The sequence below is a fragment of the Eubacterium sp. BIOML-A2 genome (assembly GCF_009680135.1).
Lineage (GTDB): Bacteria > Bacillota > Clostridia > Lachnospirales > Lachnospiraceae > Faecalicatena > Faecalicatena contortus_B.
Genome location: NZ_WKZK01000037.1, coordinates 20,078 through 45,775 on the forward strand (window position 1 = coordinate 20,078; position 25,698 = coordinate 45,775).

General features: G+C 42.5%; 19 protein-coding genes and 3 pseudogenes. 4 read left to right on the forward strand and 18 right to left on the reverse strand.

All coding sequences use genetic code 11. The annotated features are described in order from the left end of the window. Positions 1 to 198: 198 nt before the first annotated feature. Complete coding sequence (locus GKG43_RS13620) at positions 199 to 1,326, forward strand: AraC family transcriptional regulator (RefSeq protein WP_129879198.1); 1,128 nt, start codon at positions 199 to 201, stop codon at positions 1,324 to 1,326. Between the two features lie 94 nt (positions 1,327 to 1,420). Here GKG43_RS13620 and GKG43_RS13625 read toward each other — a convergent pair whose 3' ends face one another. The 9 genes and pseudogenes from GKG43_RS13625 to GKG43_RS13670 form a co-directional block, all read right to left on the reverse strand. Beyond that, on the reverse strand, positions 1,421 to 2,905 hold the full coding sequence (locus GKG43_RS13625) for a family 43 glycosylhydrolase (RefSeq protein ID WP_055150604.1): 1,485 nt from the start codon (positions 2,903 to 2,905) through the stop codon (positions 1,421 to 1,423). A 72-nt stretch (positions 2,906 to 2,977) separates the two neighbouring features. Continuing rightward, on the reverse strand, positions 2,978 to 4,369 hold the full coding sequence (locus GKG43_RS13630; protein ID WP_055150607.1) for an MFS transporter: 1,392 nt from the start codon (positions 4,367 to 4,369) through the stop codon (positions 2,978 to 2,980). 210 nt (positions 4,370 to 4,579) lie between these two features. Then, on the reverse strand, positions 4,580 to 4,873 hold the full coding sequence (locus tag GKG43_RS13635) for a hypothetical protein (RefSeq protein ID WP_083486996.1): 294 nt from the start codon (positions 4,871 to 4,873) through the stop codon (positions 4,580 to 4,582). Positions 4,874 to 4,980: 107 nt separating this feature from the next. Further along, positions 4,981 to 7,302, reverse strand: coding sequence for a family 78 glycoside hydrolase catalytic domain (locus GKG43_RS13640; protein ID WP_055150613.1), 2,322 nt, complete (start codon positions 7,300 to 7,302; stop codon positions 4,981 to 4,983). A gap of 341 nt (positions 7,303 to 7,643) precedes the next feature. Continuing rightward, on the reverse strand, positions 7,644 to 9,842 hold the full coding sequence (locus tag GKG43_RS13650) for a glycoside hydrolase family 3 N-terminal domain-containing protein (RefSeq protein ID WP_055150616.1): 2,199 nt from the start codon (positions 9,840 to 9,842) through the stop codon (positions 7,644 to 7,646). Positions 9,843 to 9,939: 97 nt separating this feature from the next. Next, on the reverse strand, positions 9,940 to 12,405 hold the full coding sequence (locus GKG43_RS13655) for a glycoside hydrolase family 2 TIM barrel-domain containing protein (RefSeq protein WP_129879199.1): 2,466 nt from the start codon (positions 12,403 to 12,405) through the stop codon (positions 9,940 to 9,942). Positions 12,406 to 12,463: 58 nt separating this feature from the next. Then, complete coding sequence (locus GKG43_RS13660) at positions 12,464 to 12,895, reverse strand: family 43 glycosylhydrolase (protein WP_055150622.1); 432 nt, start codon at positions 12,893 to 12,895, stop codon at positions 12,464 to 12,466. Between the two features lie 19 nt (positions 12,896 to 12,914). Then, entirely contained in the window at positions 12,915 to 15,542 is a 2,628-nt protein-coding gene (locus tag GKG43_RS13665; RefSeq protein WP_055150625.1) for a family 78 glycoside hydrolase catalytic domain, read from the reverse strand. 565 nt (positions 15,543 to 16,107) lie between these two features. Then, positions 16,108 to 16,401, reverse strand: a pseudogene (locus GKG43_RS13670) (transposase); the annotation flags it as partial. A 111-nt stretch (positions 16,402 to 16,512) separates the two neighbouring features. On the opposite strand from GKG43_RS13670, the pseudogene GKG43_RS13675 reads away from it, so the two are divergent. After that, positions 16,513 to 16,658: pseudogene (locus GKG43_RS13675) on the forward strand (helix-turn-helix domain-containing protein); the annotation flags it as partial. Between the two features lie 276 nt (positions 16,659 to 16,934). On the opposite strand, the gene GKG43_RS13680 reads toward GKG43_RS13675, so the two are convergent. From GKG43_RS13680 to yhfZ, 8 genes are all read right to left on the reverse strand, one after another. Beyond that, the gene (locus GKG43_RS13680; RefSeq protein ID WP_055150628.1) at positions 16,935 to 18,146 is read right to left on the reverse strand and encodes a phosphopentomutase; all 1,212 of its coding nucleotides are present in this window, start codon (positions 18,144 to 18,146) and stop codon (positions 16,935 to 16,937) included. Further along, positions 18,143 to 19,303 (reverse strand): YhfX family PLP-dependent enzyme, encoded by a 1,161-nt coding sequence (locus GKG43_RS13685; protein WP_055150631.1) that lies wholly within the window; start codon positions 19,301 to 19,303, stop codon positions 18,143 to 18,145. The genes GKG43_RS13680 and GKG43_RS13685 overlap by 4 nt, the downstream gene beginning before the upstream one ends. Then, positions 19,294 to 20,403, reverse strand: coding sequence for an aminotransferase class V-fold PLP-dependent enzyme (locus GKG43_RS13690; protein WP_055150635.1), 1,110 nt, complete (start codon positions 20,401 to 20,403; stop codon positions 19,294 to 19,296). Before GKG43_RS13690 ends, GKG43_RS13685 begins: the two co-directional genes overlap by 10 nt. Before the next feature lie 4 nt (positions 20,404 to 20,407). After that, on the reverse strand, positions 20,408 to 21,322 hold the full coding sequence (locus GKG43_RS13695; RefSeq protein WP_055150638.1) for a hypothetical protein: 915 nt from the start codon (positions 21,320 to 21,322) through the stop codon (positions 20,408 to 20,410). Between the two features lie 24 nt (positions 21,323 to 21,346). Beyond that, positions 21,347 to 22,660, reverse strand: coding sequence for a YhfT family protein (locus tag GKG43_RS13700; protein ID WP_055150641.1), 1,314 nt, complete (start codon positions 22,658 to 22,660; stop codon positions 21,347 to 21,349). Between the two features lie 43 nt (positions 22,661 to 22,703). After that, positions 22,704 to 23,066 (reverse strand): DUF2620 family protein, encoded by a 363-nt coding sequence (locus GKG43_RS13705; RefSeq protein WP_055150644.1) that lies wholly within the window; start codon positions 23,064 to 23,066, stop codon positions 22,704 to 22,706. A gap of 24 nt (positions 23,067 to 23,090) precedes the next feature. After that, positions 23,091 to 23,450, reverse strand: a complete 360-nt coding sequence (locus GKG43_RS13710; RefSeq protein ID WP_055150647.1) for a PRD domain-containing protein — start codon at positions 23,448 to 23,450, stop codon at positions 23,091 to 23,093. A 151-nt stretch (positions 23,451 to 23,601) separates the two neighbouring features. Then, positions 23,602 to 24,534, reverse strand: coding sequence for a GntR family transcriptional regulator YhfZ (gene yhfZ / locus GKG43_RS13715; RefSeq protein WP_055150650.1), 933 nt, complete (start codon positions 24,532 to 24,534; stop codon positions 23,602 to 23,604). Between the two features lie 159 nt (positions 24,535 to 24,693). On the opposite strand from yhfZ, the pseudogene GKG43_RS23380 reads away from it, so the two are divergent. Together GKG43_RS23380 and GKG43_RS13725 are read left to right on the forward strand one after the other, a co-directional pair. Beyond that, a pseudogene (locus tag GKG43_RS23380) lies at positions 24,694 to 24,915 on the forward strand (DeoR family transcriptional regulator); the annotation flags it as partial. 5 nt (positions 24,916 to 24,920) lie between these two features. Beyond that, positions 24,921 to 25,184 (forward strand): DUF3847 domain-containing protein, encoded by a 264-nt coding sequence (locus tag GKG43_RS13725; RefSeq protein WP_083486997.1) that lies wholly within the window; start codon positions 24,921 to 24,923, stop codon positions 25,182 to 25,184. Between the two features lie 298 nt (positions 25,185 to 25,482). On the opposite strand, the gene GKG43_RS23115 is transcribed toward GKG43_RS13725, so the two are convergent. Further along, positions 25,483 to 25,698: hypothetical protein (locus GKG43_RS23115; RefSeq protein ID WP_206672035.1), on the reverse strand; the 216-nt coding region annotated here is incomplete at its 5' end.

The window sequence follows — 25,698 nt, forward strand, 5'->3', positions numbered from 1 at the left end:
ATTCACAATTAGTCACATCATATATTTATCTTACGTTTAATCTCGAAAGGTTTCCATGTAGTTTTTTTTTCTATCCGACATATTTTAATACTGTCATCTTGCTCTTGTTTTGTTTTTTTGATACAATACATCCATACACGACTACGTGAATCTGTAAACAGAAAACACAATATTATTTTATCAATAAGGAGTTTACATATGCCATACTACATGACTTACGGAGAATTTCAAAACCACATGAAAGACTATTATCAGCGTACCGGCAACCGTATGCAGTTCCCGGAAATGACAGCATATCTTTACCAGAAAGGGCTCCTGTCCGAAGTAGCTCCCACACCCTCCTTAACCGGAAATTTTGAAAATATGACTGACGAAGATTTTGATCGAATCGTGGACTCCCTTCCACTTTCTCTTTCTTTGTACGGTGGTGCACCACTGGATGTCACTGTTATGGAAAATGCACTTATTCCAAACACTAGAGATGTATTTGTTATCCGACACCCTCGGTATACACGCCCTTACAAGCATAAACATAATTATTTTGAGATTAATTTTGTTTCCAGTGGTCATGGAACTTTTATTTTTGAAAACGAGACACATATTCTTCACGAGGGGGAATTGTGTATCATTGCCCCCGGATCCGCTCATGATATGTTGTTAGAGGACGATTCAACAATTTTTACAATCTGTATCCGTAAGAGTACCTTTGATACAACATTCTTTTCGTTAATGTCCCGGAAAGATTTGTTATCCTATTTTTTCCGTATGATTCTTCAGGGCGAAAATCAATCCAATTATCTGAAGTTTTTTACGCAGGATAATTTTGCTCTAAAAAAATATATTCGTTATATGATGATTGAGTCCTACAAACAAGATATGTACAGCAATGCCTGCTGTATCAGCTATGTGAATCTGATGTTTTCTTCACTGCTTCGGAACTACAGCCAGACAATCCAGTTCTACAATTATGAAATGGGGTCAGATTTTTCACTTGTATTACAGTATATACAGCATAATTATCAAACCCTGACTTTGTCTTCACTTGCAGAGCTTTTCCACTACAGTGAACCACATCTGTGCACACTGATCAAGCAGAATACAGGATATACATTCACTGAGCTGATCAAGCGGCTCCGTCTTGCAGATGCTATCGATTATCTGCTGAATACAAACTTAAAGGTCGGTGAAATTGCCGAACAGATCGGGTACAACTCGGCAGATCATTTCTCTCGTGTATTCCGCGCGACTTATAAAATGTCACCCCAGGAATATCGGAAACAGAATCAGACTACCGAAAACATGTTTGTGCCATTCTCGACAAATTAACTAATTTAATGCATTAGCAGTTGTAAAGACTACTGGTGTATATGCCCTCGAATCCGCTACTATATCCAAGCCACCCCCCACAACTGCTAACACATTAAATAGTTATTTCAAATCCGGCAAAATCCATACACCCTTCTTTTACAATAAAATACAATGCATGAACTGCTTCACATGATTCCATTTTTGTATCTACAATCTTCCAATCGCATGAATCCACTATAACTTCTGCAACTTTCTCTCCATCCGGAGTATCAAGATGTACTTCTACGGTACCGCATCCACGCAGTTCTAATGCGATTGTTGTCTCATCTCCGTCAAACCGGAAATACTTATATCCTGCCACAGCACCAGTCTTCAAGTTCCGTATAAACGGTTTTAGACCATGTTCCCCTTGTGCATCGGCTTCCTCAGTCACATACGGCATTTCCTCCGGTAATTCCGGCACTGGCTGCCCCGGACCGCCCATTACGACCTGACCTACTTTTGTTTGATCTTCCTCTGTGAGATGACATGCGATATAAGACAGATATCTTCCTTTTGCAGGAAGTGGTTCTCCATTCAGCCCACAGCTTGTGATCTCAATTTGCGGAATTGTTCCGTCTTCCAGTATGTGCACCTCATCTGCACATCCCTGTCTGGAAAATGCGATTCCATGTGTATGTCTATGCCAGAAAACATAATGTTTTCCACCGATTTCCACAAGACCGCCATGGTTATTCCCCGTATAATTCACTGGAAGTGTATTTCCTTTATAACCGATATCCCCATTAGATACAATCACGCCCTTATATTCAAACGGACCCTCTGGAGTTTTTGCCATCCCATAACATAGCTCATGTCCCTGCAGGCTGGAATACACAAGGTAGTACCACTCTCCGTATTTGCGGATACTGGATGCCTCAAAAAACGGATGTGCTTCATAAGCTGTTCCTTTCGCCGTGCCGACTCCATTTGCCACACATTTCGGCTCACTGATGATTGTATGCATATCATTAGCCAGCTTTATCATCATGCCGCCCGGAATATCCAATTCTTCCATTCCCGGGAAACGCGTTGGCGGGCAAAATCCGTAATATAGATAATTTCCACTTTCTTCACATAGAATCGCCGGATCAAACCAACGTCCCACCTGCGGAATGCTCCCATCCTCTTTTCTGACATAATCCAAAAATTCATATTGTCCTGCCGGAGTATCACATACTGCCACTGAAATGATATTTACTGTATCCAACGCATAATACAGATAATATCTTCCATCCGGTCCTTTGGTTACATCCGGTGCATACAGAAATCGTGTCCCTGCACCGAAAAAGCTGGGTTCAAACTCCGGCATTTGCTTTTCGTACGGTGCACCGTTAATTGGATCCTGATGCTTCCGATAAATCGTCCCCTCGCATGTCCAATTCCCCAAATCATCCACCGGAGCACTCCAGCAAACATAGTCACCCTCACAAAATGATGTACCATTTAATCGGTCATGACTTCCGTATATATAGACTCTTTCTCCAAATACATGCGGTTCTCCATCCGGAACCGTCTCCCAGAAAGGAAGATATGGATTTACTGCTGTTGTTTTCATATAACTTTTCCTCTTTTCTTGTTAAAAAGTCTCCCTGTTTCCGGAGAGACTTTTTCAACACACTATTTCTTATTACTCATTTGCATCCATTTTGGCTTTCATATCTTCGATTTCTTTTGCATATTTTGCAATCGGGTTCTTAGCTACACAGAGAATTAAGATAATTCCTGTGATAGATGGTGCTCCGAATTTCAAGAAGTTCAAAGCAAACATCGCTGATTCCGGCTGCTGTCCAATTGCTCCTGCAATATATCCGGATGCTGCAAGAACTGCAAGAATACCGGAACTTACTACTGTATTACCACATTTCTGTGCAAATCCTTTAATCGATGCAATCACACCATTTGCAGATTTTCCCTCTTTCAACTGAATGAAGTCAATTGTATCATTTACAAGTACATTTACCAATGCATTCTGCATAGCAGAGAAGCCAGATGAAATAAATGTTAACACGCAAAGATATGTAAAGTTTGTCTTTCCTGTAAAGAACAGAAGTACATAACAAATGATTGACAATGCCTGTGAAACAATCAACGCTTTTGATCCTGACTTGCAGATTTTCAATACGATTGGCATAAGAACCATCATAGAAACTAATGCTCCGATGGAAATAACTCCCATATAAGCACCAATCAGATCCGGTCTTGCCCAGTAGTACATCATATAGTAAACAGATGTTGCAAACATCATTCCGTATCCCATAGAAGCCATTACCCATGCAATCAGATTCGGGATTACTTCCTTATACTTCAGTACCATACTGATACTCTTCATTGGATTTCCTTTTTCTGCCGGCTGCAGATATTTTTCCTGCCCTTTAGAAGTAACAAATAGTCCCCAGAAAGAAATAAATGCAAGCACTCCGCAAATCAACATCAATGGAACATAACCATTGCTGAATCCAATGCTGTTAAAGAATCCGGTAATATTCAATGTAAATGTATTTCCGATTGTGAACATAAATGCACATGTTCCTGCACCCATTGTAATAATCGCATTTCTTGTCTGATTATTTTTGACTGCTGCCGGAAGAATCGCCATCTGTGGCATTGTATACATTGTTACTGTCATACCATATCCGATATACATAATCAATACATATGCTGCTTTTGCAACTGTAGACTCGAATCCCCAGTCAATCCAAAGCAATGTAGCAAAAATTGTCAACAAAATCGGTGCTGCAAAAATATATGGTCTGTAACGTCCCCATCTTGTCTTGGTACGGTCTGCAATAACCCCCATCATTGGGTCATTGATCGCATCCCATAATGTAGAGATAAACATAATTCCTGATGCCATTGCTGCCGGAATTTTTAATGTATCTGTCATGTAAACTGAAAGATAACTTGCAAGTACCGCTGCAATCAGCATTGCACCTCCGTTTACAGAAGTAGCATGAAACCATTTAAAAGCAGTACTGACTTCCTGTTCCGGCTTCTTCATTGTTGTGTTTTCATTAGCCATTGTCTTACTCTCCTTTTCTCCTTAATTCCTTAAGTTTCTTTTTATCTTACCTCTCTTTAAGATAATTCTAGTTTACTTCCTTTCCATAGATAATCCCATGTTGTTTCTTATTTGAAATCCGACATTTTTTCATGTTGATTTTATTTCTCCGACATTTCTTTTTATACATCCGACATTTTTTATCTTTCCTGAATATACTTTTAAAGTCAGCTACTTCAATCTTATGGAAAGTATTTCCAGTTTCTCTGGATTTTCAAATCTCAGACATAATTCATACACTCCCGCCGACATCCGGATTGGCGCTGCTGTCACAATCGCGCTGGATACTTCTTCTTTTCCATTTTCTGATACAGATACAATTCCGGCATTCTTTCCGTTCATCAGTATCGTCACAGTTCCGCTACCTACACAGGTCAGTTCCACTTCTGTCCATTCCTTCTCACTCTTTACATAACGAAATACAGCTCGTCCCCATCGGAAATATGTGTCAGTTAAAACTTCCATAAATATAAAGTTTTCCATCCGGCATTACATGACCTTCGCTATCCGGGACATGATATTCCAACGGAAGGATCGGGTTTCTCGCATTTTCAAAATCTCGCATATTATCATTACCTTTCCCTGAAAGCAGTTATTATTTTTCTTCCTGCCGACTCTAAATTACAAGTGTCTATCCTACATTCTATCTCCTTTGGAATTGTAATTTCCAATAGGACATCGTTTCCTTCTTTTTTCACATGAACTTCAATCAAACCATTTATAGAATGATAATGGCATATAAACTCACCAATACTTTCCGGAAGATATGGCTGGATTTTAATCTGTTTAAATCCTGGCTTTTCTGCCTGAATTCCTGCAATTCCATTGTAGAACCACTCAATAATATGTCCCATCATATCATGGCAGTGACTTCTCGGATTCGATTCCCAGTATTCTCCAAGTGTAGTCTCTCCATCTAAGACAAATGCATAATAACTCGGATGTTCTTCTTTCAAAATGAACTTACCGATAATGTCATTCATACCATATTCCCTTGCGGTTTGAATCACATACGGCAACCCGATTTCCCCACTGATAAATGCTTGATCCCTCTCGAATGTATAGCAGAGTGCTTTTGCAATATCCTCTTTCTTATCCTCAGGCACCAATCCCCAGTAAAGCGGCAGTGCCTCACAAGCCTGCGTAAGGAAGATTTCATCAGGATGATCCCATGCACGATAGCACCAGAATCCATGATCCGGATGTTGAATCAGCAGTTTTTCATTGTAATTCTGTTTAATTCTGTCCGCAAACTCCTGCAATTCTTCCCTGTCCTTTTCTCTGCCAAGGACTTGTGCAAATTTTGCCAGAGTTGTTGTATCTGCATATAAATATGCTGTTTCTATATTTTCTCTTACCAGTTCATTGCGCGGGTTTCCCCAATCTCCCAGACCGTGATTGATGAAGCCATCTGTATTGACTTTTTTCTTCAAGTGATTTAAGTAACGCATCCCTGCGTCATAATTGTCTTCAATTATCTTGACATCACCATAAAACTGATAGTGCCAATACGTGCCCAAGATGGATGTACCTCCCCATGGAATGATGTCGTAGAAACTTCCCATTCCCGGAACCGGTAAAACATTTGGAATATAGCACGGGCATTGGGACGGCATCATTCCTTCTCCCGGATATACTTTATTTCCTTCAAAATCCAGAAAATAGTCTGCTCCGGTATGCTGTGCAATCCGCATATCCGTCAAGAACTTCTCCCACAGTTTCCGCCCGTTTTTCATATACATGATTGACGGTGCCATTAAATGGTTCGGTTCCTGCCATGCAAAACGTTCTATCGTCGGGCAGTCCGTATGGACACTGACCATATTTGCCTCTACCGCCTTTTCAACCAGATTATAAATCTGATTGTAGCGTTCGTCATCACAGGTAAACGTTCCATTCGTTTCACTAGCACTGCTGATTGCATGTCCCCAAAAACTGCGAAGCACTATTTCTGCTGGCGTCTGTGCTGCTGAGATTTTCTCTGCCGCCATGTATCTTCCTGCAAAATAAGTGAATTTCATTCGGAATGTTTCCCACACATCATCCTGACCGATAATATACGTGATACAGGAGTCTACTGTCACCCAGTTCTTTGCAATTTGATCCACATCTCCGTTTTCCGAAAGTTTCTCTGCCGGATAACATTTCACCACATCTCCGGCATGACCTTTCACCTCGAATTCCAGAATACCGGACATATTTTGACCGAAATCATAGATTTGTCGTCCATTCACTTCATTCAATAATTGTCCCTCATACGAATGAATCACCCGAACCGCAGGCTGAAACTGATTCTGGAGACTTCCCTTCGGCACATCTTCTTGATTTACAATCACCGCCTGCTTCCAGTCAAAATCATCAAATTCCGCTGTGCTCCATCCGTACTGTACGAGTCTACCGTCCATCGTCTCTGATCCATAAACATTACTCATCACAATCGGATGCTCTTTTACAGTAAATGTATCATCTGCAGTAATCACATCTTTCGTACCATCTGTATACGTAACTGTCATTTTCAATGCCAGCATCAGATATTTTCCAAACGGCTCATATGGATTCGGATTCGGCGGCATAAATTCCGGGAACTTAAATGTATAATGTTCATCTGTTTTGATGAACCATCCATTCCCCACTTCTACACCTGCTACATTCTCTCCGTTCTTCAAATAATTGGTCACATCAAACGTCACATATTGTATAAGCTTTTTATAGTCCGTCCACCCCGGATCCAGTTCGTGATCTTCCACTTTCTTCCCATTGATATAAAAGTGAAATTGTCCCAGCCCGCAGACTTTCGCTTCTGCTTTTTTTATGTTTTTTTCAACTGTGAATTTCTTTCTCGCATAAAATGGTGACGATGTTTCGTTCGTAATCCATTTTCCAATTTCTGACATTCTCTATTCCCCCTTTCTCATTTCATCTAAATTCAGTATAGCAATCTCATCTGCTTTCAGACAGGGGAATGCAATAATTCTCCATAGCATTTGAACTGGAATATATTTTCAAAGAACTGTACTTCAACTACCCTCAGCGAAGTCTGAATATTCCACACACCCTAGATGAAATTCGGGATATACTTCAGATGAGTTTTCTTCGGCATCTTATCCGATAATGAGTTGCTGCGATTGCCGAGGAACTTGGATATTCCGACGCCGGCACTTTTCGACATATTTTCAAGAAGTATTACGGCATGCCCCCGATTGATTACCGGGACAGATTTTTATATTTATAAAAACTAATTCATATCAATTTTTATACAATTTTGTGAATCACTTCCAATATAGAATGAAATGTCCTGTAATTCTGTAATGTACTGCATATCCCAGTCATAATATCCCAGTTCACTGATTGGTATCTCAAAGTTCACCTCTGCAGTCTCACCTGCTTTGATGTTGATTTTTTCAAACGCTTTGAGTTCCTTCACTGGGCGTACACGTTTTGCCGTCTTATTCTGTATATAACACTGTACGACTTCTTGGCCGTCCCTGGCCCCGATATTTTTTACTTTTAACGATATCCGAAATACATCTCCTTCTCGCTCCATTCCTTGATCCAGATATTCGAATTGCGTATAACTTAATCCGTAACCAAACGGGAATACAGGTTCCAGCGGTGTATCCAGATATTTCGATGTAAACTTTGACTTTCCGCCCGGACGTCCTGTATTGATATGTGCATAATACGTCGGACACTGTCCGCTTGCATATGGAAAGGTTGTCGTCAGTCTTCCGCTTGGATTGACCTTACCAAATAGTATATCCAACAAAGCATTTCCGGCTTCCACACCCGGATGCCATGCTTCCACAATTGCGGGTACATGTTCTGCCACATACGGAATTGCCAACGGTCTCCCATTAAATAGCACTGCCACGACCGGTTTTCCTGTTGCCAGTAGATTACGTACCAACGCAAGCTGTTCCTCCGTCAAAGTAATATCAGCCCGGCTTGCCGCCTCTCCACTCTGATCTTTTTTCTCTCCAAGTACAGCAATCAGTACATCAGATTCTGATACAATGTCTGCTATCCGGTTATCCTCATCACTATACTGATAAGCTATACCCTGCTTCTCGCAGGCTTCCAGCAAACTCACACAATCTTCCGGGTTCGCACCGATTGCCCACGCACCAGTCATTTCTCCCTTGTCTGCTGCCAACTTTCCAAAAATCCCCAACCGTGTTCCATCTTGCAACGGAAGAATCTTCTCTGCCTTCTCGGATTCACTACTACATGCATCAACATGTGTATCGTTCTTTAATAAAACTATAGATTTTGTCGCAGCTTCTCTCGCCAGTTCCCGGTATTCCGGTTTCATAAATGCTTTTGACTCACGTTCTTCACTTGTTTTATATGGATTCTCAAATAATCCTAACTCAAATTTTACGCGAAGAATATTTGACACTGCTTCATCAAGTACTGTTTCCCCGATTTCACCGTCTCGGATCAAATCAGCCAGATACTCACTGTAACTATTGGACGTCATATCCATATCCACCCCTGCTTCCAGCGCTTCCTTTGCAGCAGTACGCTTATCCGACACGATTCCATGGTTTACACACTCTGCAATCGCATTGGCATCACTGACTGTCATACCATCAAAGCCCCACTGCTTTCGCAGTACATTCTTCAGAAGCCATGGATTCACAGAACATGGGACTCCATTTATATCATTGAACGCAGGCATTACCGCTCTTGCTCCTGTATCAATGCACATTTTGTAGGACGGCAGATACTCTTCCCATAAACGCTGCATAGACATATCCACCCGATTGTAATCCCGTCCTGCCTCACAGGCACCATATGCCGCAAAATGCTTCACGCATGCCGCCATTGCATCTTCTTTTGCCAGATTCTCCCCCTGAAAACCTCTCACTTTTGCCGCTCCATAAAGTCCATTTAAAAGGACATCTTCTCCGGCACCTTCGCTGACTCTGCCCCAACGTGCGTCCTTCGCCACATCAACCATCGGCGCAAACGTCATATGAACCCCGCCTGCTGTTGCTTCTTCAGCGGCCATCCGCCCTGTGCGTTCCCACAGATCCGGATCCCACGCACAACTCTCTCCAAGAGGAATCGGGGTAATCGTGCGAAATCCGTGAATCACATCGAATCCAAACAGTAACGGAATTCCAAGTCTCGTTTCCTCCACAGCTATTTTTTGCAGACGATTAGCTGTAGCAGCATCACCAACTCCATTATAAGATCCTATTTTCCCTGCTCTGAGATCTTCTTCATGGAAATCCTGTTCTGCTGTTGCCATCAGCCGTCCAAACTCTTCTTGAGAGATTCTGCCATCAAACATCATATCCAGCAATTCTTCAAAACTTACTTCAAATGCCCCTACCAGTGAAGGTCCACACTGCTGAAGCTGTCCAACTTTTTCTTCTAATGTCATCTGATCCAGTAAATCTCTGATTTTCTTGTCCTGTTTTTTCATAAGCCCTCCCACCTTTTATACTGCAAATTGTACCAAACCGATAATACATCCCTTACAGGTTTGGTACAACTTCTCATACTGAATATATACATTTTAATTATTCATTTGTCTTTAAACAAACTTCCGCTGTTTTTCCATTCTCTGCCGCCACCTTCACAATCACAAACTCATCGCTGACTTTCTTCAATATTATCAGTGCCCGACCGTTAAATGTCTCTGTAACGCCATCATTAAAGTTGTAGTTTGGTTTCGGATTTCCACTTCCAAATCCTACTGCCTCTGCTCCGCCTTCAACAGACAAATTCAGTTTTTGATCATCATCTGTTACAATTATACCCTTCTCATCACAAAGTTCTACATCAATATAATACAATTCCTGTTCTCTCCCCTTTAATCCGTGATATATTTCCGGCTTCAGAACAAGGTTATAGGCTTTTTCTGCAGTTTTCAGTTCATATCTTCCAATCTCTTTTCCGTTTTCATATGCAACTGCGGCTACTGTTCCCGGTTCATAAGTTGTCTCGAACAATGTGCGAAATCCCACTTCTTTTCCTGACGTTTTTCTTCCGCAAGATACTCCGTTCACCCAAAGTTCTACTTCTTCTCCCGGTGCGTATACTTCTATGACTACCGGTTTTCCTTCACAGTCTTTCCAGTTCCATGCAGCCGCCGCATCACTGATCACCCAAGGCGTCTTAATAATAGGCTGTCCGTATTTGTATGGATTCTGTACTGCAATATAAGGTATCGTTCTCATGCCGAACACAACCTCACGGTAATACGATGCCGGTCTTCTGAATCCGGTAATATCAATATCTCCCGAATATGCAAGCTGTGCCGGGAATGTAGCACCAAAACCGCCTTCTCCCCACTGGTATGCCGGAATTCCAACGCCTGCTTCCCCGATATAATCCCATCCTGTCCATGTAAAGTCTCCGATAACATACGGTAATTTCTCTACTAATGCCCAGTTTCTTGCGATTTCAGGAGGGTAGGTTTCGCTTCCTACAATTACACGATTCGGGTATTTCTCTCCGTCCATCTCGTAGCGTGCTGTCATGTAATTGTATCCAATGATATCGGTAGATGCAGCTGCTTTTTCCAGTCTTTCCGTGATTGCATCATGTACAACAATCTTATCCATATGCGTGTCCATTAAAGTCATGAAATTATTTACATTCCCTTCAATCTTACCTTCCCGGCTCAAATCAGCAACAACATCCTCAATGATTTTCGGAACCTGATCTCCAGCAGCAAACACACCATTGACAGAGGCTAATGTGAATCTGCTGTCATCCAATTCTTTTACCTTAGAACTTAATTCATAACACGTCTTTGATCCGCCGTTTGTTCCAATTTCCGGAATCTCATTTCCAATGGAATAAAGCACTACCGATGGATGATTGAAATCTTTTCTCACCATGGCAGTTACATCTTTTTCCCACCACTCCTGAAAATACAAACCATAATCATAATTGGACTTCAGTCGATTCCACATATCAAATGTCTCGTCCATCACATACATCCCCAACTCATCACAGGCACGAAGCATCGCCGGAGCCATCGGGTGGTGTGACATTCGGATTGCGTTAAATCCAGCTTCTTTCATTCTTCTCACCTGACGATACTGAGCATCCTCATACGTAGCTGCTCCCAGAAGTCCACTGTCATGATGAATACATCCGCCACGCAAATTGACAATTTCTCCATTTACGCAAAATCCTCTTCTTGCATCAACCTGAACTGTACGTATTCCAAATATTTCTCTGTTTTCATCTAAAAGAATAAGTTCCTCTGCTTGCTTCTCAAACAGACGGCTTACACAGGTATAAAGGATCGGTGAGTGCTCGCTCCATAATTGTGGAGCATCTACCGTAATTCTCTGAGATAATTTTCGCATTTCCTGATCAAACAAAGCCAGGCTCGTTCTCTCAGATGTAACAACGCGTCCATCAGCATCTTCAATTGCGGTCTCCAGAACCAGTTCCTTCACAGTATGATTTCTGTTTTTTACTTCGGAAGAAATCTGAAGCACGGCATACCCGTCTTCTATTCTCTCCGTTTTAATCTGCACACCCTCCGGCACCAGATAGGTTAATCCCGACTCCAGAAGATATACATCTCTGTAAATACCAGCACCGGAATACCAACGACTGTTTGTCATCGCTCCTGCTCTTACCTGTACACGAATCTCATTCTCTTCTCCATATTTTAGAAAATCGCTGATTTCCGCATAAAATGTCGTGTAACCGAATGGACTTTTTGCTGCTATCTGCCCATTTACAGAAACAAATGCATTCATGTAAACACCTTCAAACTTTATCATAACTGTCTGATTTTTGTATTCCTCCGGTGCAAACAGCATTTTTACATAAGTGTAGCACTCTGCATCGCGGAAGCCTGTATTACCTCCGTTCAAACTGTTCGGATCTGCCGGATTTTCAATCATGGCATCATGCGGCAATGTGATTTCTTTTGCAATTTCCGAAATATCCCACACAAGTGCAAATGAATCTTTATCCGGCCAGAATTTCCATTGTTTGTTCCATTTTAGTTCTTTCATAATTTGTTTCTCCTTCTTTCAAACAACCATACCAGTACTTTTCTTTTTTTGACTGATACTATTTCAATCTTAATTTTTCGTCTTCCAGATTCATTCTGGCAAACATCGGACGTTCTTTATATTTATCGTTTGGAAAATGTAACGTAAACAGTAGTTCCCCCTTTGCATCCCGGAACATCATTCCATGTCCTCCGTTTTCCGGAAAGATTGGCTCCTCCATCTGTTTCCATGGTCCCTCTGTTCTTCCTGCTTCCTCATCCGCTTCCAGGTACACACATTCCGGTGCCCAGTAATTTTGATCAGCAAAAAATCCGTCTGGTCTGTGGAAGATTTCTATCGGGCCTTCCCAGTTCTCCATATCTTCACTGACATAACAGTCGAATCCGTCTGCCGGTCCCCAGCAGGACTCACTCCTCGTTCCATACAAATAATACATTCCCCCATGTACCATAACAAATGGATCACGCATATTTACCTCACATGTTTTCATATCCTTTTCCCTTTCCTTTTCACTTCTCTGTTGTAAATGTATAATTTCCAGCTGGCAATGTCCACCTTTTGTTTCCTATCATCAATTCTGCCTCCGCATCAAAAGGTACTTCAATCTCATATAACACCGTTCCGTTTGTATTACAGCTCCATTTGCTTCGATACAATCCTGCTGCTGTATCCAGCTTCATTTCAGCAAACCCCAATCTTGCATCTGCATGTGGTTCTATCACAGCCTTCTTAAATCCGGCCTCCACTGGTCGGATTCCGCAAAGATCTCCATACATCCACGCTGCAATGCTGCCATAGCTATAGTGGTTTAGGCTGTTCATCCCCTCTGGGTTCAGATGTCCGTCAGGCTCCACTGAATTCCAACGCTCCCATATGGTCGTTGCTCCCAGATTGACACTGTAAAGCCAGCCCGGAAATTCCTCATTCAACAACAGATCTGCTGCTGTTTTGCTGTGTCCCGTCTTTGTCAATGCAGGACAGAGCATCGTTGTTCCGACAAATCCGGTATTTAGATGCCCATTGTTTTCTTTCACGCGGGCATATAACACCTCTCCTTCTCTATTCTGTGCATCCTCATTTGGATTCAAGCCAAACATAACTGCAATTGCCGAACCTGTCTGCGTATGACAGATACACAATCCATTTTCATCAAAATATGTTTTCTGAATCGCTGCTAATATCTCATTCGCCAATTTTCCGTATTCCTGCTTATCTATTTCATATCCCAGCACTGCCGCTGCTTCTGCCACACTCTTCGTGCATTTATAGTAGTATGCGTTTGCAATATAAAGTGCATCTGTTGCACCAAACGGCCCCGGCTGCGGATTATCCAGTGCCAGCCAATCTGCAAAATGAAAACCGTCTTTGACAAGATGCAGCCCTCCCAGCGCCTCTTCTTTTCTCCGCTCACAATCCACCCAGTCTTTCATCCCCGGATAGCACTCTTTCAACAATGTTCTACTTCCATAATGCAGATAGACATTCCATGGAATAATTACTCCTGCATCTGCCCATGGACAACTTCCATGTTCCGCAACCATTCCTTGTTTTAATCTTGGGACTACATTGGGCACTGAGCCGCCCAAAATACTTTGTTCCGCACGCATGTCCCACAAATATTTTCGATAGAATGCGGGCATGTACATGTTATAGCATGCTGTTTCTGAGAAAATCTGAGCGTCTCCGGTCCATCCAAGACGTTCATCACGCTGCGGGCAGTCAGTCGGCACATCCAGAAAGTTATCCTTCTGCCCCCACATTGCATTGGAGAACAGCTGATTTACCTTTTTGTTCCCCGTTATAATACTGCCGATTTCATCAAAATCACTGCGCAGGTGATATGCTGTAAAATGCTCTTCCTCTGACGGTCTCCGATCTGCCAGAATATTTCCCTTCTCATCCAGATATTCTACTTTCATATAACGGAATCCATAGAACGTGAAATGCGGTCTTACATGAGATTGCTTTCCATTGGAAATATAAACGAATTCTGTTTTTGCCGTCCGAAAATTATCATGGTAAAAGCACTCATCCTGCATGATTTCCGATGCTGTAAGACGAATCTGCATCCCCTCCTGCATCTGACAATCAAATTCTACCCAGCCGGTCAGGTTCTGTCCGAAATCCAACACATTTTCCTGCTTTGTAGTCCGGATGATTTCGATTGGTTCAAAGTGTTCTTTCTTTACAATCGGCAGACTATACCGGTCTTTCAGCGGTCCACATTTTTCTGGAACACGAAGATTTACCAATTTCCATTTTCCATTTTCTGCTGCATTTTCCGCAATATCACCTATCTGACTTGTCTCACGATGCACTGCATATTCTCGTCTTGCATCATAAATTTCTCCATCATAAATGTTACTGAATTCAATTGGTGACTGTGTGTATTCCCATGTCTCATCCGTACATACAACAAGCTCAGTTGTTTTCGCTCCGTCTCCATCACGTCGCTCAACATACAATTCTCCCATCGCACAGCAAAACTCTCCATACAGATTTTCATATCCGCCGTCAAATCCAAGACGACCTTTATACCATCCACTTCCCAGCCAAATCTGAATTTCATTGTCTCCTTCTTTCAGATAATCCGTCACATCATATGTCTGCACCTGCAGATGAAAGTCATAAGAATGATAGCCCGGCGCAAGATATTCCTCCCCGACTTTCTGTCCATTGAGATACACTTCATAAACGCCAAGTCCACACAGGTACAATCTTGCATTAACTCCCACAATTGCTTCATCCACTCTAAAACACTTCCTGAATACTGGTTGTATTTCCTCGTCTCCCAATTGTGGTGCAATCCACTTTGCAGTCCATTTCTCTTCCATCTTTCCTGTTTCGAAATGCCCTGTCGCTTCCGCTTTCTGTCGGTTATCTGCCGTCACTTCCACCGTCCATGTATAATGTGTCCTCGGCATCAGAGAAATATCTACATTATAATCCAGACTGTTCATCCCTCTTTTTTCTCCACTGTCAAAAACAGGAGTGTCTCCATTAAAGATTTGTAATCTGGCAGACTCCATCCGCTTTGCCTCTCCGGCTTCTGTTACTTTCCACGAAAAACTTAACGGGATCGTTTGAAATCCCAATGGGTTCTTCACATGGTTTACTCTTAAATCTGTCAGTTTCATCTGTCAATTCCTCTCTTCCACAAATCTAATTGGTCACCTGAGCTGTATCAAGCAGTACCTTATAGCTGTTACTCATTTTACGTCTATTGTAAATCTCTCTTAAATCACTGTCCATGTTTTATCTTTTCGCAAATCCGACATTTTCTAAGATTACCTAGATAAATTTCATTGTACTCATTAAGATTATCTGGCATATTCAAAAGTTCTGTTTGCAATATTTTCCATTCAACCCCAGCCTTCTGCATTCCCTTCCGATGTTTCACCTAATCCATTGGCCGCAACATTAAGAGCTGCTGATGAAGCCGCAATTGTCCTCATATCTGAATCAGCTTCCATAGCAGCCTTCTGGGCAGCCTCGTCCTGCATCTCCTTCATCTGTCGTAAGGTCTATACTGATACTACATTGATCCCTTCCGCCGAAATTATTGCCTACTTGTTCTAACATTCCATCAGCAGACTCTATACTCTTATCATTTAGTCTGAAAGTAATTCCTGAAAACTCTTTGCATAAATTTCGTAAATATTCCTGACTCGAAATGTCTTTATTAGAATTGACAGGCTCCTAATTCACCGCTTTGTCCATGCGGGTATTCCGGACCGGCTTCTGCTGATCCAGCCACGGCCAGAAAGCCTCCAGAATGGGTTTCTCCTTCTTGAGACGCAGCTGTTTCCGCTTTTCATGATCACCGGGATATTTCTTGTTAATGGAATCCTCGATGGCGAATAACCGGTTGCAGTACTGGACTCCCTGTACTGCCGGCTGGCTGTAATCATACTGTTTCCCTTTGGGGACGGCATCAATGAAATATTGACGTATGTGCGCCCAGCAAAAGCAGCGTTTGATACCCGGCAGGCTGTTGCAAGCCGGGCAGCCATAGCTCTGGCTGTAGTTTTCGATCACTTTGCATGTAGCACTATGAAAGTGTGATATTCCGTTTGATATTTTGGGGTTATAGAAAAGAATTAACAAATAAGAAAAGATTATGGCTATCCCTCATTAGGGTAATTTGTAAAACGTCTGCTGGAAATGAAAAGGCGGTTAAAGGAATTTTGAAGTTCTATGACGCTTATATCTCTAAGTTATGCCTGCGTCCGTTTTACCGCGCTGAAAGTGGTTGAAATCAGAGTGAAATAATCATATTGCATAAATGAAAACCGGGAGATATACAGTTATTCTGTGCTATCCCCATGTGGTTTTATCATCATATCAAGGCTCATTCAATCGTGGTAAATTTCTTGTAAAAATGAGTGTTTTTATATTTCAAATGACTTGAAAGTGTAGTGGTTATGCGGATAATCGAATGTGCAAATCTCTCCGTTTCTTTTAATTTGCACATTTCTGATTATTTGCATTTTCTTTTTCTACGCTCACTTTCTCTTTTAAGCCTTAACTTAACATAACTGTTCTAAAAAGCTTCTGCCGTTCTGGGGTGCATTCGTTTGAAAATATTCGCAAACAGAGGCCCCTACATCCGACAAACTTTTGCGAATCCCCAGGTTTCTGTATTCGGTTCCCTTTTTATATATCAACAGTGGAACACATTCCCTTGTATGTTTACTGTGCCCGATATCCGGGTCATTCCCATGATCCGCCATCACAACCAGTATATCTTCTTCTCCCAGAACCGGAATCAATTTGCCTAGTCCTGCATCTGCTTGTTCCAAAATCTTACGGTACTGCACAGAAGACTGTGAATGACCTGCCAGATCTGTTTCCTGCACATTCGTGCAGATGAACCCTCTGTCTGTTTTTTTTATGGCATCCAGTGTCAGCCGCATACATTCTTCTGTCGGCACACAGGAGATACTTGTTCCGCTGTCATTGGCAACAATATCCGCCACCTTTCCAATCAAAGTAACCGGGACTCCCGCTTTGGTTAAAATCGTCGGAGCCTGCACATTTTTATCTACACCATAGCCTAAATGAAGGCATTGGTATCCATACTCATAAGATTTCGATCTTGCAGATGCAATCCCAATAAACTTACCTTCTTTTATTTCCTCCGCCTTATATAAATCTTCCATTGTATTGCCTGTTCCGCCGAACACAATCACTCTCCCGACAGTCACAACCTCACGGACAAGCCGGGCGATCTCATACTCCTTTTCAAACGAAATAAAATCCAGCGGAGCTGTCACATTATAGCACATGCCCAAATCAGCCTCCAGGTTGTCTGCAACCGTAACGTAGTCATCACAAACTATGTAGCGCAGTCCGCCTCGGCTGACAATCCTGACTTTGTGTCCATTCTCTTTTAGATGATAATATACTTCATCCACTTTTTCCTGAAATTGATGCATGGTTGGCTTCTTCGGCAAAGTTCCCATGATTTCCTGATGTCCCATGAAAGTATCCGCCCCAAAGTGCATCAGCTCAGACTTTCCATAATTCGCTGTTTTGCAAAACTTCATTTTAGCGCTTTCTTTTCCAAAAGCATTCATAAGTCCAAGCCGCTCCAGATTCGGAAGCTTCAGATCAGGGCAATCCCGTAGAATACTTCCCAGCGTATTCGCCTTTTCATCCCCCGGTCTCTCTGTCACCGCGTCATTCATTGCACCAATTCCAAATCCATCTAACACAATTACGACAAATCTTCTGCTCATTTTTTCACCCTTCCCATGCTGTCATAAATCCCGATGATTTTCGGATGTCCTTTTTGAATTCCCTGAATCAGAACCACGTCACTCCTGGTCACAAAAATCTGGAAACGAAATGCCATGATGGCCGCATCTCCGATCTCACACTCTTCTGAAATTCCAAGATAGTAATCAATACTCTCTAAGGATGGCGGTATCACATCCAGCTTCTTTGCTGACTTCAGTTCCTTTCCCACCAATACCGATTTCATGTGGGATCTTCGATAATATCCGCCTCCATAACAATATGCGTTTCCGTCAAAATTATGGGAAATCTCACTTACATATACAACACATGGCGTTTCCTCCATTCCCTGTACCGCATGCATAGGAGTTGTCCCCGTCATTCCGTGTCCCGGTTCTCCACAGTTTCCGCCTAATTCCGCCATCATCTGCAATGTCCTGACACAAGTAGCAGACGGTGTATTGACGATTTCCGCCTCTATACCAAGCTTTTGGAGAATTTCAACAGCCTCTTTTACTGTATTCAGATTATAAGTAGGCCGAATATCCCCGGCTTCTTCGTCATACAGATAACACGGAAAAGAAGTGACCCCTTTTATCTCAATATTTGGGTAATCGTCCATAATTGTTTTTGCAATCTCCGGCAGATCCCGAAGCAAAAAGCCAGCAGTCTGCCCCTGATAACTCATATCGTCTTCATTATAAACCCGCAGCAAAATGCCCTGGAACACTCCAAGTTCCTTCGCTGCCTTCTGAATCTGTGCGGCCTTATCCAGGGAATAAATTGTCATCACTTCCGGATGATAGGCTACGATCTCGGAGAGCATAGCATTCGGCGCCTGTACCAAATGTCCCACGTTTCCAATCGGAATTCCCGCGTCCATCATGATCTTTGCTTCTTTAAAATCTACCACAACAGCTCCTTCGTATCCCATTTCCACCAGTTTCTCTGCTATATATGGATTTCTTCCTAATTGTTTCAGCATAAAATATAGTTTTATATTTTGTTTTTTTGCTTCATCCAGAATTTTTCTCGCATTGTCCAGCAAGGTATCCATATCAATCACATAGGAATCCGGCATGATCTGCCCGCTTTGCTGTAATGCAAACGCCGTCTCAAGCAGCTTTTTATTCTTTTCTAACATTTGATCTACAAACATACTTTTCCTCTTTCTATAGATTCCTTTATAATCCGCATTACCGTATCGCTTCCTGCCCGAAGAGGGTTGATACGGATCATACGCTCTTCCAGCGCCGGATCTGCTTTACGAAATGTACCGGAAATCCGGTAAAAAAGCGGAACCATCTCGTATTTTGACTCACATCCCACAGGATATGGAGCTGCCCCTAATGCTTCAGCCTCTTTTAAAACTCGTTTTGCTATTTCCTTTCGAAATTCAACCAAAATAACCTTCGACTGTGCATTCGCCAAAAACGCCCGTCTTACTTCTGGAATTTCTCCCTCGTTCAGCCTGCGGACACATTCTTCGCTCACCTGCGCTTCCAGTGCCAGCGCCACAGGGGCATAGACCATACCGCGAAGTACATCCAATGCCTCATGGCCCTGCACCTGCATTCCGCCCGAATAGTTCTCCTGAATCAATCTTTCTATGTAACACTGCTTACCTACAATAATTCCGACCCCCTCCGGGCCAAGCAATTTAAATGACGAAAAACAGGATAAATCAGCACCGCACTGCACTCCGATCTGTGGGACTTTCAATGCCGCATAATTATCGTCAGTCAGTACGGGAACAGGCCTGACTCGTTTTACTGTCTCAATTACATTTTTTAAATTATAATGATCCTCTGGACACTGTCTTGTATGCTGTACTAATACTGCCTTTATCTCCGGTTTTTCTTCCATTATCTTATGAATTTCCCCGGCATCATGAAAATCTGCCTCTGCTTTGTAGATTCCCATCATATCCAAAGACGTTTGCGTAGTATCATAAATTGGAGCCTTATGAACCAAAATCATGTCTCCCGAATTGAGTATTGCGTGAAGTCCCAACCGGATTGCCCCGCTCCCGGCCCCGCGCACCAGCATACATGCTTCCGTGCCAAATATGTTTGCAATTACCGCTTCTGCTTTCTGTGTGATGACCGGTTTATTCTTCCCACACACCACTCCCAAATCTCCTCTGGTAACCATTTCGCGGCCGCTTAATTCTCTTGTAATACAGTCCACGATCCGAAACTGAAACTTTGCAGCCTCTTCAACCGTAAGACTTTGTAAAGGATATGTCTTCGTAATCATCACCTCAATTCACTTTATCAAAAATCCGGGCAGGATTATCTATCAATAATTTGTTCAATGTCCCTGGCTGAATTCCCCATTCTTTTAAAAGTGGGACAAAATCTTTCATCACTGTCATATATCCAGAATATTTGCCTCTGCTTGACAGATAACTTTTTCGCGAAATATCCTGAGAGAGTACAATTCGTTCCTCCCAGCCTCGTTCCAAAAGCCACATCAGATTATCTGCCCTTACCTCATCACTTAGATATGCAGTCTTTCCAATAGTGTCAAATCCGATATTTACTCCTGTTTTCAGAACCTCTTCATAGTACGTTCGATCATTTGCCAGATCCAAATGCCCCAGCACAATTTTCGCAGGATCCATTCCGTACTTCTCAAACAGCCTGGCCTGCTCCATTGCCAGTCTTCCAAGCTGACAGTGCGTCGTTACGGCCAGTCCGGTCTGCTTTCCGGCCAAAGCTGCAGCAATCAGCACATTTCTCTCGCTTGGCCCCATACTTGGATTTCCAGATGCAACTTCACCGATGACGCCTGCTTTGATATCTGTGCCATCAATTCCTTCCAGGATATCTTTACAGAAAATTTCACTTAATTCTTCAGGGCTTGCCTCCCGAACCGCATCCGAATGGTATTCCTCCAAATAAAATCCGGTTGCCGCAATAATATGAATACCGCACGCCTTACTGTACATACGCAGCTTCTCTACGTCTCTTCCCATATCATTGCAAGTTACTTCGACAACGGATTTCACCCCATATGCCTGCATTTTCCGAATTTCATCCAAAATCAATTCTGTATCATCAAAGTCGGAATCCTTGTCCCCTCTCACAGGGGACAAGTCCAGCGCCAAATGCTCATGGCACATCGTAATTCCTAATTCTTCCGGGGAAATCTTCCCATTTACTGTCTGAATCATATGATTCCACCTCTTTCATATGCTTTATACCAAAGGAGTCAATCCAATCAAATAGGTCAGATTCAAAATAATTCCAGTTGCGATTGCTGCGACTGGTCCAATCGCCATACGCATGATCTTACGTCCGGTCATCTCATTAATCAAATATATACATCCGCCGATAACAAAACCGCCTGCAGCTCCTGCAGAAGTAGAGGCACTCATCGTGCAGCATGCCGCAATAGAGCCGATCAGCAATGCAAACTCAACACAGGTGTTCATCGCACTGCGGATATTATCAGATGCATCACGCATAGATGGAAAATTTCCGAGGAATTTTCCGATTAGGCCAAGCAACATAACTTCCACTAATATAATAGCCGCACCTGCAATCGCTGCAACGATCGGGTTCGGGCAAAGGTAACCTGCAACATAGATAAATGTAAATCCGGCAACTCCATACACACCCGTTGTAACTGCTGTTGTCGCGATCAACGGAATAAAGCTCAGTGCCCTCATGAATTCATTCGTAGCAACAGTCTTTATCAACGTAGCTGCCTCCGCAGAATCTTTCATCGCATAGGCCTTTGACAAGTCAAACATAGACACGTCGGAACCTGCCAAAACATGTACATTACAAGCGATTGCAATCAATGCCCCTGCAACCATGAGAAATGGCAGATTCTTTTTGATTCTTTCAGTTCTTTCTGAAAAAATATTCAAATCTTCTGTCACGCTCTTCTCCTTATTTTTAAAGTCTTTCCAAATACATAGTGCAACCAGGGCGATCACACCTATCATCATTGTCCAGGCATCCCCGCTGATTGTGGAGAAACCAGGTCCGGCAAAGCGAAATACCATTACAATCACAGCGGTTATAATTCCTGTCTTTATTCCAAACTGCATGATAATTGCAACGATTGGGAATAATGCAAAACCGGTCACAACATAAGTTCCGACATCTCCCATTGCGGTAATCAGATCCACCGGCATTCCTGTCAACACCGCATTGATCCCGCCGATTCCTGTCATGCAAATCAGACCCCACAACGCGCCGAGAATCGGGGCCAGCCATTTCTTCGGAGACGCAATTCCAATAATATCTGTTGCCAAAAACAGCAGCCATGGATTCAGCAAATTAGTTACCAGTGCATTTCCGATTCCAACTGATGCGATGAACCCAACGCTCAATCCAAATGCAATGGACGCCATCTCACTTCTGTGCATACGTCCTTCAATGTATTCCGGAATGACCGGACGGATTCCATCATGAAAAACTGCCATTCCCATATGGGATAAAAAAGCTGCCATGGCACATACAAGCATAACAATTATCACATTTACAATACTTAATTCCATATTTTCTTCCTCTTTTCTTTGTTCGCCTTGTTACTATTTCCTATTACTTCTCCTCATGCTCCATTAATACTTGCATCAGCACCGGCACTGTGATGTCAATGTGTGACACCGCCATACCGAAACAGACCTTTCCGTCATTTACAAACTTCTCAATCTCTTCTTTTTTTGGTTTGCCTCCATTTTTGCAGACTGTACAGCATTTGCTGTAGCCAAGCAGACCAATCAGTATTGAAATCGCAGAACCGCCTCCGCTCTCACAAGCACCAATATAATAATCTACCTCCCCTTTCTTCATCATAGATACAGCATTCATATCGTTTGTGATGATCGTCTCCGCATCCGGGCAGCATTTTAAAATTTCCTGCTGCATCTCATTTTTCTGCATTCCTCCAATTGCAATTTTCATCTTTTCTTCCTCCTTCTTATTTTTTTATGAAAAAAGATTACATAAATGGACTACCAAATATCCCTTCTCAACTTCCGGGAACTCAATATCAGTATGCTCATAAATGTTTTGGGCAAACCTCTCTGCATCAGGATAAACAGCCTCTTCCCTGAGCCCTGCAAGCACGGCATCATCCAGCGGATTCTCACGCTCTCCGTTTAAAATACGCTGAATCGCCATTGCGATATGGGTCGTAAACATTTCCAATTTCTCCATATCCGGCCGCTCCTTTCTCTCGAAAACCAACCCAATGATCTTCTTCACCTGTTCTGATACATGAGGCGTGATCAATCCCCCCTGTTCCAGGATTGCTAACCTCTCGTACAAAGTTTCCATCTCGTTCATCTGCTCCTCCTTTAATATACATTTTTTTGTACTTTTAATTAAAAAATATTTTGGAAACGGATTACATAATCCACTTCTCGTTTACCTTACGACATAAAGTACATTTTTTTGTACTATCAAAAAAAACAACATAGGCGCCAGACACATTTCCTTAATAAAACGGATGGCGCTTTCCGCTGCGAACTTCGTTCTGAATTTTTAAAGTCATGCTTACACTGATGTTTTTTTCTAAAACCTTTTTTAAATAACCACTATCCTTCCTGATCACAAGAACAGCCGTAGAAAACGAATCACTATATTCCGATGCATTCAGGAATACCACTTTCAGATTGTACAGATGATGGTTCTCCAGGATATCATCATAGTTCCATACACCTGCATCGATTGTGCCTTCCAAAAGTGCGGTGACGGTCTGCTGGGTTGGGATATTCACCAGTTCAACCCGTTTCCCTTTTACGACATTTTTTGTAATCTGACTCTGATCCAGAGAATCACTGTCGTAAGCCACCTTCATACCATCCGCTATCCCATTCTGATTCTGGTCTCTCAGCAGCAGGACATGCCGTGACAAAAAACTCCCGGCACCAAAGTTTAAGGCGATTTCTATATTCTTACCAATCTTCATTTCGTGTTCGACTGCATACTGGGAACAAATCGCAAACTGGTAAACCCCCGACTCAACGAGTTCCATACGCCCTACAGCGCCCCTTGCATATGCCATATTAAACCGCAGATTCTTCAGTTGTTCGTACATCGCAGTAGCAAAACCTTCGTAAGTTACGGAATAAGGAAGCGGCATAATGCCCATTAACCCCTGTGCCACACAACATTCCTGCAATTTTACATAATCAATCCATTCTACATATGTACCCAGATGTCCATGAGGGGCAAGCACCACTGCTCTGACTTCTTTTAAGTAGCTAATGGCATTCTGAATCGTCCCCCTTGACACACCGAATTCCTCCTGATATTGGGAAATAGAGTGAATCCGATCCCCCACGTTTTTAGAAAGCAGACTAAGAGCCATATTGCTGATTGTAACGCCTATCTTCTGATATAATACACTTCTCCCATCTACATCCATAAACGATCCCCCATTGTTCAAAAATTTGTATATTGATATTATATCCATTCCTCTCTATTTTGTCAATAATTTGTTCCAACAGATAATGATTCTTCTGGGCACATTCATCCCAACTGCATGCATATTCTATATTTCCCTGCCAATTCTTCTGGCGGTTAAATGATTCTCTATTTTCCATCTGTTCCGCCCTGCGTTCCGCTGCCGAGGGCTGTGGTGAAGCTCCCAATCAGCAGCACAGCCAAAATCCTGTATGCCCGTCTGCTGGGCGAAATTCTGACAGATGGAATCCCGGACAGCAACGGGATTTTGTTTATCCGCTTCCCTATCATGGAGCTGGCGGCGGCACTTTCCCGAAGCCTTATGACCGTGAAGCGTTCCCTGAAGAGCTGGAAAAACTGAATGAGCAGATAGCAAAGGGAGAAGCCAAGCTCCGGCGGGCGCAGCATGAAGAAAAGATATTGCAGCACCAGATAAAGATGCTGACCCGAAAGGAACAGACACACCGGCTTTGCACCAGACGGGCAATGCTGGAAAGCTATTTCCCCCACCCAGAGAATGTGACGGATGAACAGGTCAGCACGGTTTTGAAGCTGCTGTTCCATCGGAGCGAGAGAAATCTCTCTATACTTTTTTATCTGGATGAAATATAATAGAGCCGGTGATAAATTAAAAGTTTATTGGGAGGAAATAAGATGAACAGAATTTTAGATGAAATCCGAAAAATAGTTGATAATAATATATCTTTATATTTACCGCATGTAAAGTAACCGCCAAATAATAATGCGGTCAAATTGTAGTGAAATAGTCTAAGTATCTAACAGCTACAATTTTAAAGAATTCCTTGAGCACATTTTTAGCCAGCTCATCAATTAAAATATCTGGAATATCTTTTCTCACCGAATGCATCGAAGCTTTCTCTTATGGGACAACTTCGGTGCTTTTTTGATTTTAGGAGAATCTACAGATGAAGAAGATAATAGGAACCATTACTATAATTATTGGAACAATTTTATCAGCCATTAGTGTTCCCTCCTTTATTGCCCGGAAGTAAGTCTTCATATAGAAGTTTTCATTGACACAATTATAATGATTATTCCGGGCCTCCGGCCCACCCAGGCCGCAGTTTAGCGCAGTTAGACCGCGCATCAGCCCATTTGATACAAT

Excerpts from the sequence above, each read along its gene's own strand:
- GKG43_RS13625 (WP_055150604.1), bottom strand. The coding sequence starts at position 2,905 with ATGAAAACAACAGCAGTAAATCCATATCTTCCTTTCTGGGAGACGGTT.
- GKG43_RS13630 (WP_055150607.1), bottom strand. The coding sequence starts at position 4,369 with ATGGCTAATGAAAACACAACAATGAAGAAGCCGGAACAGGAAGTCAGT.
- GKG43_RS13700 (WP_055150641.1), bottom strand. The coding sequence starts at position 22,660 with ATGGAATTAAGTATTGTAAATGTGATAATTGTTATGCTTGTATGTGCC.
- GKG43_RS13705 (WP_055150644.1), bottom strand. The coding sequence starts at position 23,066 with ATGAAAATTGCAATTGGAGGAATGCAGAAAAATGAGATGCAGCAGGAA.
- GKG43_RS13650 (WP_055150616.1), bottom strand. The coding sequence starts at position 9,842 with ATGAAAAAACAGGACAAGAAAATCAGAGATTTACTGGATCAGATGACA.
- GKG43_RS13640 (WP_055150613.1), bottom strand. The coding sequence starts at position 7,302 with ATGTCAGAAATTGGAAAATGGATTACGAACGAAACATCGTCACCATTT.
- GKG43_RS13665 (WP_055150625.1), bottom strand. The coding sequence starts at position 15,542 with ATGAAACTGACAGATTTAAGAGTAAACCATGTGAAGAACCCATTGGGA.
- GKG43_RS13620 (WP_129879198.1), top strand. The coding sequence starts at position 199 with ATGCCATACTACATGACTTACGGAGAATTTCAAAACCACATGAAAGAC.
- GKG43_RS13635 (WP_083486996.1), bottom strand. The coding sequence starts at position 4,873 with ATGGAAGTTTTAACTGACACATATTTCCGATGGGGACGAGCTGTATTT.
- GKG43_RS13655 (WP_129879199.1), bottom strand. The coding sequence starts at position 12,405 with ATGAAAGAACTAAAATGGAACAAACAATGGAAATTCTGGCCGGATAAA.
- GKG43_RS13690 (WP_055150635.1), bottom strand. The coding sequence starts at position 20,403 with ATGATTACGAAGACATATCCTTTACAAAGTCTTACGGTTGAAGAGGCT.
- GKG43_RS13685 (WP_055150631.1), bottom strand. The coding sequence starts at position 19,303 with ATGTTTGTAGATCAAATGTTAGAAAAGAATAAAAAGCTGCTTGAGACG.
- GKG43_RS13710 (WP_055150647.1), bottom strand. The coding sequence starts at position 23,450 with ATGAACGAGATGGAAACTTTGTACGAGAGGTTAGCAATCCTGGAACAG.
- GKG43_RS13695 (WP_055150638.1), bottom strand. The coding sequence starts at position 21,322 with ATGATTCAGACAGTAAATGGGAAGATTTCCCCGGAAGAATTAGGAATT.
- yhfZ (WP_055150650.1), bottom strand. The coding sequence starts at position 24,534 with ATGGATGTAGATGGGAGAAGTGTATTATATCAGAAGATAGGCGTTACA.
- GKG43_RS13680 (WP_055150628.1), bottom strand. The coding sequence starts at position 18,146 with ATGAGCAGAAGATTTGTCGTAATTGTGTTAGATGGATTTGGAATTGGT.
- GKG43_RS13660 (WP_055150622.1), bottom strand. The coding sequence starts at position 12,895 with ATGAAAACATGTGAGGTAAATATGCGTGATCCATTTGTTATGGTACAT.